The following is a 10,472-nucleotide window of genomic DNA, read 5'->3' as shown; positions in this document are numbered from 1 at the left end:
CCCTCTCCCAAGGAGAGGGGGAATTGTAGGGACGAAAAATCAAAAGAAACCTCCCCCTAGCCTCTTCAAAGGGGGAACTGTAGCGACGGGAAAGGGGAATGTGGAGACGGGAAAAGTATCGAGGGCTTTCCAAGAGAATGGGGGTGTAGTGATGTTTTCTTCTGTTTGTCAATTATCGAAAATGAACTTTTTGCCGTCTTCGGCTAAAAAGACGTTCTTAAAGACTTCTTGTGCTTCCTGCTTGAAGAGATTGACATCGGGATATCGAGAGGAGTAGTGCCCTAAAATGAGGGCATCGGCGTGGGCATTCTTAGCTGTGAGTCCTGCTTGATAGGCGGTGGAGTGCATTGTTTTAACTGCGAGTTCTTCGTTTATCTTTAAAAAGGTAGATTCGTGATACACGACTCTTGCGCCTTGTATTTCGGTAGCCAAAGCTTCGAAATAAAGAGTATCGCTACAATAGGCATAGCTTTGCGGACGGTGAGGGTCGAAGGTGAGCTCGGTATTGGCAATAGTTTTGCCGTTTTCTAATGTTATATCTTTGCCGTTTTTGATGTTCTGATAGTCGCACGTTTGTATCTCGGGATACTCAGCAATTGCGTCGATATTTAGGCGACGTTCGCCTTCTTTTTCTTGAAAAAGAAAACCATTGGTATAGACGCGGTGTTGCAACGGAATGGTACGCACGAGTACTTTGTCGTCTTCGTATAAGAGTTCGGAAGTTTTGGAAGATAGCTCGTGAAAATACAAGGGGAAAGGGGTATAAGCACCGCCGAGTTTGAGGATAACCAAAACGGCTTCTTTGATACCCTTAGGACCGTAGATGTGCATTTCGGCTTCGCGACCGAGGAGTTGGAAAGTAGAGATGAGTCCGAAGAGTCCGTAGAAATGGTCGCCGTGGAGGTGAGAGATGAAGATGTGCTTGATGCGGGAGAACTTAGCATTGGCATTGCGGAGGGCGATTTGGGTAGCCTCTCCACAATCGATGAGGAACAGATGACCGCGCATTTCGAGCAATTGTGCCGAAGGGCGGGCATTGGAGCGAGGGGTCGCACTGTGACAACCTAAGATAGTTACTTCCATAAGTCGCGTTCTATTTCGTCGAGTTCAATAAGGTCGTACGCCTCTTGGAGGGTAGGAGCGATATGCAGGGTGAGTTCAAAATCTTCGAGCGCTAAGGCACGTTGCACCACCACCACTGATTTGTGATGTTGCTGATTGTGCTGTTGAGCAAAGGCGACGAGTGGTTTGAGGTCTTTCTTTAACCAGTATTCCTCTTCGGGCAGGGTAATGATGATGTGCTGTTTTTTAAGGGTTTCGTTGGTATTAAAATCGGCTACCCAAGAGGGAAGTTGCGTTTTAGTGAGGGTAATTACAGTAGTTTCTTTCATTGAGTAAAATTATTTGCGCAAAGTTATGAATAATATTTAAAATACAAAATAATCTTTTCAAATAAATACTCTAGAAGGTCGTAGCACGTATAGGTAATAAAAAACTTTGCCAAAATTTGAAACTTTGGCAAAGTTGTATAATATGTAGTTCACACTAATTAATAATATCGAAGCCTGTGTATTTTCTGAGGACTTCGGGTACTACGATACCGTTGGGGGTTTGGTAGTTTTCTAAAATACCGGCTAATACGCGCGGGAGGGCAAGTGAACTACCGTTGAGGGTATGTGCTAAGCGGTTTTTACCGTCGGTGTCCTTGAAACGCAATTTAAGACGGTTTGCTTGGAAGGTTTCGAAGTTAGACACTGAGCTTATCTCTAACCACTTTTCTTGAGCGGTGGAATATACCTCGAAATCGTAAGTAATTGCTGAGGTAAAGCCTAAATCGCCACCACAAAGGCGCAAGATATGGTAAGGGAGTTTCAACTCATTGAGAATGCCTTTTACGTGTTCTATCATTCCTTCGAGCGCTTTATAAGAGCGGTCGGGGTGCTCGATGCGTACAATCTCCACCTTATCGAACTGATGCAAGCGGTTGAGCCCGCGTACGTGAGCACCATAGCTACCGGCTTCACGACGGAAGCAAGGTGTATAGGCGGTACAGCAGATAGGTAAATCGCTTTCGTTTAAGAGGGTGTCACGGAAAATATTGGTCACAGGCACCTCAGCGGTAGGGATAAGGTAGAGGTTATCTACCCCTACGTGGTACATCTGTCCTTCTTTATCGGGTAACTGACCGGTGCCATAGCCTGAGGCTTCGTTTACTACGTGAGGCACTTGGTATTCGTTATAGCCTGCTTCGGTGTTCTTGTCGAGGAAGTAGGTAATGAGAGCGCGTTGCAGTTTTGCTCCTTTGCCTTTGTACACAGGAAAGCCTGCACCAGTGAGCTTTACGCCTAACTCGAAATCGATGAGGTCGTACTTCTTGGCGAGTTCCCAGTGAGGAAGAGCGTCTTTACCTAAATCAGGAATAGTACCCGCCTCGAATACCACTACATTGTCGGCTTCGGAAGTACCTTCGGGCACCAACTCATTAGGGATATTAGGGACGCGGTAGAGCAAATCGTTAAGCTCCTCTACGGTAGTGTTGAGAGTATCGGTAAGGGTTTTGATATCTTCTTTAAGGGTAGCAGTTTGCTCTTTAAGGGTATTAGCTTTATCGGTTTCACCTGCTTTGAAGAGGTTGCCTATTTCCTTAGAAAGATTATTGGATTTCGCCAATGTTTCATCGAGGGAAAGCTGAGTGCTACGGCGTTTTTCGTCTAAGGCGATAATATCGTCTATAAGAGACAACTCTTTAAAGTTGCGCTTTTTAAGACCGGAGAGCACGCGGTCTTTTTCTTCTCTAATAGTGTTTAGTTGTAACATATCTTTTCAATTAACAATTGACAATTGACAATTAACAAGGGTGTAGGGGGTTAATCTTCCATTGTTCTTCTAAAAGCATTTTACGCATTTGTTCTTTACTAACTTTTGTCTTTTTCTCAGCACGAGCCTTATCAACCATACTAAAGAACTCTTGCTCTGTCATTTCAGTATCATCTGTTACTTTTAGTATCTTAAATTTTAAACTTTTAAGTGCTAATTTAGCTTCTTCTAAGGATATTCCTTTAGGAGGTTCAATGGTTAAAGTTCCTGTTCTCATTTGTTATTATTTTTTAAGTGTTAGGATTTGACGTAAAATGTAATAAGTATTTTCAACTTTGCCAAAGTTTCGAGCCACACGGGCAAGAAACTTTGGTAAAGTGTGTGATACCTCAATTACAAAGCAGTTGCAAAGGCAAATAGACCAAAGACAATACCTGGTAAGTTCGCTAATAATATAGGATAGTCTCTTTTGGGTTTTTTGAAAAAGCCATATATCACCCATAACGAGCAGTTAATTGCTGCTACCAAAGGCTGTATAGGATTCCCCTTGTGTCCTGCAAGGTTATCACTGATTTGTGGTATGTATGACACATACATACTAATAGAGGCAGCCATTGCTACCCAACCTAAAATGTTAAAGAGTTTTCCGTTCTCCATATATAATTATTTTTTAAGTTTATATACTACGATAAATTTGTAAATAGATAATTGCTCGTGCGACTAACATCTAATTACTCCGTAGGTGATAAGAAAGCAGTTTTATCAGCAATTTTTTGAGCAAAGGAGGCTATGGAGTTCTCGCTAAGTTCTCGCATAAAATTATCTCTGAAAGGCTGTACGGAAGCGTGTAACGGACAGGGTTTCTCTGATGAACACTCTTTGAAGCCCATCGCACAAGCGATAAACTTATCGGCTTCACCTATTTGCTCTACAACGGTCATTAAAGGAGCTTGTTTTTCCTCATCGGAGAGCCAAAAGCCTCCTCCAGGTCCTTTGTTGGAGCTAATTACCTTTTTGCGGGCTAAAGTTTGCAATATTTTTGCCAAAAAGGGCGTAGGAATATGTAGCGCTTCTGCCACGTCTTTGGGCGCTATTCTATGGCTTGCCGACGAGTGTATGGCAAGGTATATTACTGCATTGATGGCATACTTGCTGGAATTGGATAACATATTCGTTCGTTTTTAATTATGAGTTCTTATCTATTTGTCGACTGATGACTAATTTCTGTATTTCGGTTGTTCCCTCGCCTATGGTACACAATTTGGAGTCACGGAAGAATTTTTCGACCGGAAAATCTTTCGTATAACCATAACCGCCGTGAATTTGAATGGCTTCGGTAGCTACGCGCACACATACTTCGGAGGCGTACATCTTTGCCATTGCACCTGATAGGGTTACGCGCTGACCGTTGTTCTTTTGGAAAGCCGATTTGTGCAAGAGCAGTTCGGAAGCTTCTATTTCGGTAGCCATATCGGCGAGTTTGAAACCAACGGCTTGTAGGTCGATGAGGCGTTTACCAAACTGCATACGTTCTTTGGCGTATTTGAGGGAGGCTTCGTAAGCGCCTTTGGCAATACCCAAAGAAAGAGCACCGATAGAGATACGTCCGCCGTCTAATATCTTCATTGCTTGAATAAATCCGTCGCCTACATCACCCAAACGATTGGCATCGGGGATACGACAATCTTGAAATATCATTTCGGCAGTTTCGCTGGCGCGCATACCGAGTTTGTTTTCTTTTTTACCACTGCTAAAACCCTTCGTACCGCGTTCTACTACAAAGGCTGTGATAGCGTGTTTGTTACCTTTTTCGCCGGTACGAGCAATGACTACGGCTATCTGTCCTGTTTTGCCGTGAGTAATAAAGTTTTTAGTACCGTTCAGTATCCACTCGTCGCCGTCTTTTACAGCGGTAGTAGCCATACCTCCGGAATCAGAACCGGTATTGTGTTCGGTAATGCCCCAAGCACCTATCCATTCACCTGAAGCTAATTTGGGCAACCAGCGTTGTTTTTGCTGTTCGCTACCAAAGCTAAGGATATGATTGGTACAAAGAGAGTTGTGAGCTGCTATTGAGAGCCCTATAGAAGGGTCGACTTTTGAGATTTCTTCCACAATCGCGATATAATCGTGGTAGTCGAGACCTGAGCCACCGTAGGCTTCGGGTACTAAAACGCCCATAAAGCCAAGTTCGCCTGCTTTGCGGAATACCTCCACAGGAAATTCCTGACTTTCGTCCCATTCCATCACGTGTGGACGGATATATTTTTCGGCAAACTCTTTAGCCGCATCGGCTACCATTCGTTGTGTTTCAGAATAGTTAAAATTCATTCGTTATATGCTTATTCTAATACCAAGGGGCAAAGATATAAAATAATTACGAATTACGAATTACGAATTACTATTTTTTTAATGAGGAAGTGAAAAGAAGAGGATTAATTGTTAGGAAAGTGTTATTCAATAAAAATGGTGTATAGTGGCAATAAGATTGAAGAAAAAATGTTAAAGTTTGTTATATGGCATATTTTTTTTCAGTATTAACCAAGGAAAATACTTTTAGGTATTTTATACTATAAAACATATTAATCAGCTGTAAAACAAATAAATAAGTGTTTTACGTTTTCTGAAGAACAAGCGAACCTACACCGAAGGTAAAGCGAAGCTAAGACGAACCTAAGACGAAGGAAAGACGAAGGAAGAGCGTTAGTTAGTTGAATTTCAATTGGTAAAAAGAGGGAGTTTACTTATTGAAAAAAAAGTGTTAAAGAAGAACGAAATTCTTTTTAATTATCTTGAAGGCTACTGTTCGATATAGAGATACAACTGCAATCGGGCGATACGTTGTTTATCAAAACCCTCTATTTGTAAAAGGTCGTCAAAGGATTTGAGCGTACCGAGCTCGGAACGCAAGCCTACTATCTTCTTGCCTTCTCCGTATTTCACATAAGGAATTTTGCTGAGTTCATACATATTGAGAGTATTGATGTCCTTCTTCTCAATCACGGGTGTTGTTTTTACTTCAAAGCGCTCGGCTACTCGTTCGTACACTTCCTTTTCGAGTCCGTAGACTTCTGCCACTTGGCTGATATAGGTAAAGCCGTGCAACTTGTTGCGGTATTTCAAGATGCGATTGGAAAAGCCTTCGCCTATACCGTAGATTTTCATCAGTTCTTCGGCAGTTGCGGTGTTGATATCTTGTTTGGGAAAGTGTTTTTGGGGGTATTTTTCATAGACATAAGAAGAAGTTCTGCGGTTTTTCACCCATTCGGGGAACTTAAAAGAAGGGGCTATTTTGTGCAGAAGACTATCAGGCACACCGGTTACTTGTTGGAACTCTTCGGCAGAATTGACATACTTATTTTGTGCGCGAAAAGCTTGCAAGCGGTCGATTTGCTCTGGAGTGAGTCCGAGTTTGAAGCCTTTGTAGTCTGTAATAAAATTGGGATTGAAGGGGTAAATGGTATCTTTTTTAGGCAAGGAAACAAGAGCTCTTAGCGAGTCCATCTCCCGTTGAAGTACAGTAGTTTCAGTAGGGACGAAAGTGCGATTAAAGCTGAGATTACGAAAGGCGAATTGTAGTGCTATGATGAGCAATAGCAAAAAAAGGACACCTCGGGTTTGTTGGCGGTTCATCGGTTTTAGGAGATAGGGGTTGGAGAATTAGAGTCGTTGTTTGAGAGCTTCGTACAAGAAAACAGCACAAGCTACCGAAACGTTTAGCGAACTAATATCGCCTACCATTGGCAATTTGGCTTTGCTATCTACTACTTTGAGTATTGCTGGCGATACCCCGACGTCTTCCGCCCCCATCACAATAGCGGTAGGAACCGTAAAGTCTTCGGCGTATAGCAATTGACTAGTCTTCTCGGTCGCTGCCACTACCCTAATGCCACTGCCTTGCAGGTAGTAGACCGCATCTACAAGGTTTTCGACCTTGCAGATAGGCACGCGAAACACAGCCCCAGCCGAGGTTTTGACAGTATCGGCGGTGATACTCACACTGCCACGCTTAGGAATGATAATGCCCGAAACGCCTGTACACTCTGCCGTGCGGATAATCGCACCAAAGTTGCGCACATCAGAAAGGTGGTCTAACACGAGAAAAAGCGGTGTCGCTCCACTTTCGGTAACTGAGATTACCAAATCCTCAAAATTGTGATAATCTACAGGGGATAGGTTCGCCACTACTCCTTGGTGGTTTTTCTTGGTAAGGCGGTTCAGTTTCTCAACAGGCACATACTGCACAGGCACTTGAGCTTCTTGCAATAAGGGCATTAGCTCTCTAAACAAACCACCTTGTAAGCCTTTTTGCAAAAAGACTTTATCGATGGTTTTGCCTGCTTTGAGAGCTTCTATCAGGGCACGAATGCCATATATTTGGGATTCTTGTTGCATCTTTCAAGATAAGGCTTGCGCCTCAGAAATTTTACAAATCTTTTTCAAAATCAAACAAAGGGTGATTGAGGGGACAAAGGTAAGAGATTTTGAGAAAGAAAGCTAATCTTTAACAGTATTCTTCAAACATTTCCTTAAAATCTTTATCTGCAAATCCTTCATTGATAAATCTGGCACTAAAAGGTAATAGTTTTTTCTGAATCTTTTTCTCATTTTCAAGAGTATGGTTATATTTTTCTTTCTTTTTCATCTCCGTTATGTGTCTATCAAGCATCTTTCTAAAATTCTCCTTATCCTGCTTAAATTTATTTTTGAAAACAATAAAACTATCTAAACTCATCACTACTAAATCCTGTACTTTAATATTTTTATGAGATAAATCACCTAACTCATCTCTAAACCATTGGTTAAATTGATAGTTTATTCCTAATATTTCAAGTTTTCTATCAGAAAGGACTAATATAGGATACATTTTTAAAGACTTGGAAGTATTAATTCTATCATCAAAAGGAAAGTGATTATTATCAATATTATTTATATGTTTTACTAATTGTCCTATTCCTTTATCACTTGAGTTGTCTTGTAATAATTTCTTTTTCAGTTCACTTAATATAATTTCTATATTTCTTGAAACTTTTACATTCTTATTTATCAAAATATCTTTATACTCAAAAATAAAAATTTTATTATTATATCTAAAATAATAATCGGGTTCATCATCAACTTCTTCCTCTCCAAAGGTTTTCTTTTTGACAAAATATTTATAGTCAAAAATAGAGTCAAACAAGTTGTACATTAAAAACTTTTCTGAGAAGTCTTTGTTATAAAAGTTAGAAAACTCACCTTGTATGTTATTCCCAAAAAATTTAGCTAAAAAAAATTTCAAGCTAATTGTAAACTTATCCATTATAAAAAAAGGATTAAGAACTATATAAGTACCATCAGTTTTTTTGTATACAGGATAATTTCTTATATTGATAAAATCATCTTCTACTTTTATTTTTTTAGCAATTAAAGAGTCTAAAAAATTCTGTTGATCATAATCTTCTACCTCAAAAAATCCATATTTACCTACGTTCATAACAACATTGACATATAATTCAGCAACTCTTGTTAAAAGCTCTTTTTGATTAGCAACATTAAAGTTATTATATATTTCATCTAAATAGTTATTATACTTTCCTTGCTCAAGAAAGTTAATCAATTCTTTTAGTTTATAGAAAGAAGCATATAATAAATTATGTAATTCTTTTTTTATATCATCATATAGTCCTAAATCGGCTGTTGAAAATTTTAGTGTTATATAAGCCTGAGCTATTTTACACATATCATTGCTTTCATTAGGTAAAGTAATTTTTTTCTCTTTCTCATTTAAAAACTTATTTACCCATAAGACACTTTTAAATATATTTAATCCATCTCTATCTATATCTCTGTCAGTATCTCTCCCCAATGTATTTTCGTCCAACAACTGTTTTTTATTTGCAATAATTTTTTCAACTATATATAAATTTGCTTCCGTTGAAAACAGAACAGGGTCTCCTTGTGTATACTTATTCTGTCTACATTCTTGTACTTTACTAATTATCTTTCTATGAATATCTTTGTTAGAAAAAATACCATCATAATTAGGCAATTTATCCTTATTAAAAAAAGATATAGTTTCTTCTAATGTAGACTTAGATATATTCTTTAAATAATCTATAAGCTCTTTTTTTTCTTCCTCTGGAAAAACATCACTAAATTGTAATCTATAAATTAGCATAATACTTTCTTTTAATTATTCGGCAAAAATACTAAAAACTTCTTCTTTCTGCAAATGAATAATTTTTAAATAGTAATGAGAGTAATGAAATAGAACGATATAATTAAATAACTAATTATAGATTTAAACTTTGCCAAAGGTCGTAGCGCGACGGGCGGGTAGAAACTTTGGCAAAGTTGATACTGCAAAAGAGACTTTATTTGCGATTTTTAATTACTTCTTTGATATCTTTTCTCTTGGAATAAGCTACGGGCTTCGCATAGCCGATGCGCAAGAGGATTTGTGGATAGGCTTTTGCAATGGGCAAATCGGCTTGCAGTTGCGCACGGAGTTCGGGCACTTCACACGGCTGATTGAGGTAAGCATTGGCAATGCCTGCTTCGGTAAGGACGAGCAAAAAGCGTTCTAATAAACGACCTGTGTTTATCCAAGTGTGGATATCGTCTTTCTCAGAAGTGATAAGCACTATATCGGAGGAAGATTGTATCTTCTTCAAGTCGGTTTTGTTTTGCTTATCGGCTTTTAGTGATGCCTTTACAATGGGCTCGGTTACCCAACGAGGGAGATTAGGAGCGCCGAGCACTGCGTAACTGAGTCCGTCGTGAGTGCTTTCAGAATGCTTTTTGTTGAAGCGTATCCACGAGAGGAGTTCGTTTTTGAAAGCGGGGTCAGCCATTTGCACGGCATTGCCTTGCATTACTGCTTCGGTGAGTGTTGCAAAAAGCGGAGAACCATTGGCGAAAGTGTAGAGCTTTGCTCCTGTATCGTCCATAGCTTTGCTTACTAAACTTTCGAGCAAAAAAGCGTCGATGCGTTTGCCGTCGTATACCGAACGGTTGGTTTGGCGTTTAGGAATGACAGCTGCTAAGGAACTGGGTGTTACATCTTCTCGTTTTTGCAAAAGCACGGTGATGACGCCTTCGCTGGTGAGTTGTACCTGGGTGTGATAGTGTAATTCGGTGGCTTTTAGGCAGAGGTTTTCCAGAGCACAGCCCAAGCTCATAAACAGTTCGCGGTGTTTGCCGTCTACCGCAGGGAGCGCCTTGGTAAAATCGGGCGTAATAATGATGCTGTTGTTCTCAACAGTGAAGAACCAAGGTTGAGAATTGTGACCTGAAGGGGCTTGTGTAGCCGCAGTGACCAATGTGAGGAGGTCAGGATTTTGACCGTTGGACTTTAAGGTAGCCAACGTCATAAGAAGTGTGATACTAAACATTTTTAAGTTCATTTTTAAGTTGTTTTTGTTTTACGGTGCAAAGTAACGGTGAAAAAGCGATGGAAAAATGAACTTGGGTTAAGAAATGCGTGAATGGCAATTAGAGAATTAGAAAATGAGGTGCGAGCCGCACAGGCAAAAACTTTGGCAAAGTGTATACCCCTAAAAGTGACATATCTGAACTATCGGAAGGAAACGGAATTTTTCAGAAGGAGGCTAACAAGGTTTTTGGTGAAAAAAGGCTGTTAGGAGGGTGGGGTTAGCTTATAGAGAGCTTAT

11 protein-coding genes are annotated in these 10,472 nt (G+C 40.0%); all 11 read right to left on the bottom strand.

All coding sequences use genetic code 11. The features are described from left to right. Positions 1–168: 168 nt before the first annotated feature. Positions 169–1,083 carry a ribonuclease Z gene (locus HMPREF9078_RS04110; RefSeq protein WP_034542798.1) on the bottom strand — a complete coding sequence of 305 codons (915 nt, stop codon included), beginning with the start codon at positions 1,081–1,083 and terminating at the stop codon, positions 169–171. Then, positions 1,074–1,391, bottom strand: a complete 318-nt coding sequence (locus tag HMPREF9078_RS04105) for a hypothetical protein (protein WP_009419480.1) — start codon at positions 1,389–1,391, stop codon at positions 1,074–1,076. The genes HMPREF9078_RS04110 and HMPREF9078_RS04105 overlap by 10 nt, the downstream gene beginning before the upstream one ends. 154 nt (positions 1,392–1,545) lie before the next feature. Next, a complete protein-coding gene (gene serS / locus HMPREF9078_RS04100) occupies positions 1,546–2,817 on the bottom strand; it encodes a serine--tRNA ligase (RefSeq protein ID WP_009419479.1) in 1,272 nt (423 codons plus the stop codon). Positions 2,818–2,848: 31 nt separating this feature from the next. Next, positions 2,849–3,094, bottom strand: a complete 246-nt coding sequence (locus HMPREF9078_RS04095) for a hypothetical protein (protein ID WP_009419478.1) — start codon at positions 3,092–3,094, stop codon at positions 2,849–2,851. Positions 3,095–3,210: 116 nt separating this feature from the next. Next, positions 3,211–3,474: a SemiSWEET family transporter gene (locus HMPREF9078_RS04090; protein ID WP_009412761.1), complete on the bottom strand. Its 264-nt coding sequence runs from the start codon at positions 3,472–3,474 to the stop codon at positions 3,211–3,213. 74 nt (positions 3,475–3,548) lie between these two features. Then, positions 3,549–3,986 carry an Rrf2 family transcriptional regulator gene (locus tag HMPREF9078_RS04085; RefSeq protein ID WP_009419476.1) on the bottom strand — a complete coding sequence of 146 codons (438 nt, stop codon included), beginning with the start codon at positions 3,984–3,986 and terminating at the stop codon, positions 3,549–3,551. Positions 3,987–4,002: 16 nt separating this feature from the next. Beyond that, positions 4,003–5,148: an acyl-CoA dehydrogenase family protein gene (locus tag HMPREF9078_RS04080; RefSeq protein ID WP_009419475.1), complete on the bottom strand. Its 1,146-nt coding sequence runs from the start codon at positions 5,146–5,148 to the stop codon at positions 4,003–4,005. Positions 5,149–5,616: 468 nt separating this feature from the next. After that, complete coding sequence (locus tag HMPREF9078_RS04075) at positions 5,617–6,450, bottom strand: helix-hairpin-helix domain-containing protein (RefSeq protein ID WP_009419474.1); 834 nt, start codon at positions 6,448–6,450, stop codon at positions 5,617–5,619. Positions 6,451–6,477: 27 nt separating this feature from the next. After that, a complete protein-coding gene (gene rlmB, locus HMPREF9078_RS04070) occupies positions 6,478–7,212 on the bottom strand; it encodes a 23S rRNA (guanosine(2251)-2'-O)-methyltransferase RlmB (protein ID WP_009419473.1) in 735 nt (244 codons plus the stop codon). Positions 7,213–7,321: 109 nt separating this feature from the next. Then, positions 7,322–8,977, bottom strand: coding sequence for a hypothetical protein (locus tag HMPREF9078_RS04065; RefSeq protein WP_009419471.1), 1,656 nt, complete (start codon positions 8,975–8,977; stop codon positions 7,322–7,324). 196 nt (positions 8,978–9,173) lie between these two features. Then, positions 9,174–10,205 (bottom strand): hypothetical protein, encoded by a 1,032-nt coding sequence (locus tag HMPREF9078_RS04060; protein WP_009419469.1) that lies wholly within the window; start codon positions 10,203–10,205, stop codon positions 9,174–9,176. Positions 10,206–10,472 lie beyond the last annotated feature (267 nt).

It is taken from the genome of Capnocytophaga sp. oral taxon 380 str. F0488 (genome assembly GCF_000318255.2).
In the GTDB taxonomy this organism is placed as follows: Bacteria; Bacteroidota; Bacteroidia; order Flavobacteriales; family Flavobacteriaceae; genus Capnocytophaga; species Capnocytophaga ochracea.
The sequence above is the reverse complement of the archived record's forward strand: the minus strand, read 5'-3'. Positions and strand labels throughout refer to the sequence as shown.

What these genes read in the sequence shown, in the direction of transcription:
- HMPREF9078_RS04060 (WP_009419469.1), bottom strand. Translation starts at nt 10,205, where the DNA reads ATGAACTTAAAAATGTTTAGTATCACACTTCTTATGACGTTGGCTACC.
- HMPREF9078_RS04105 (WP_009419480.1), bottom strand. Translation starts at nt 1,391, where the DNA reads ATGAAAGAAACTACTGTAATTACCCTCACTAAAACGCAACTTCCCTCT.
- HMPREF9078_RS04085 (WP_009419476.1), bottom strand. Translation starts at nt 3,986, where the DNA reads ATGTTATCCAATTCCAGCAAGTATGCCATCAATGCAGTAATATACCTT.
- HMPREF9078_RS04095 (WP_009419478.1), bottom strand. Translation starts at nt 3,094, where the DNA reads ATGAGAACAGGAACTTTAACCATTGAACCTCCTAAAGGAATATCCTTA.
- serS (WP_009419479.1), bottom strand. Translation starts at nt 2,817, where the DNA reads ATGTTACAACTAAACACTATTAGAGAAGAAAAAGACCGCGTGCTCTCC.
- HMPREF9078_RS04090 (WP_009412761.1), bottom strand. Translation starts at nt 3,474, where the DNA reads ATGGAGAACGGAAAACTCTTTAACATTTTAGGTTGGGTAGCAATGGCT.
- rlmB (WP_009419473.1), bottom strand. Translation starts at nt 7,212, where the DNA reads ATGCAACAAGAATCCCAAATATATGGCATTCGTGCCCTGATAGAAGCT.
- HMPREF9078_RS04065 (WP_009419471.1), bottom strand. Translation starts at nt 8,977, where the DNA reads ATGCTAATTTATAGATTACAATTTAGTGATGTTTTTCCAGAGGAAGAA.
- HMPREF9078_RS04080 (WP_009419475.1), bottom strand. Translation starts at nt 5,148, where the DNA reads ATGAATTTTAACTATTCTGAAACACAACGAATGGTAGCCGATGCGGCT.
- HMPREF9078_RS04075 (WP_009419474.1), bottom strand. Translation starts at nt 6,450, where the DNA reads ATGAACCGCCAACAAACCCGAGGTGTCCTTTTTTTGCTATTGCTCATC.
- HMPREF9078_RS04110 (WP_034542798.1), bottom strand. Translation starts at nt 1,083, where the DNA reads ATGGAAGTAACTATCTTAGGTTGTCACAGTGCGACCCCTCGCTCCAAT.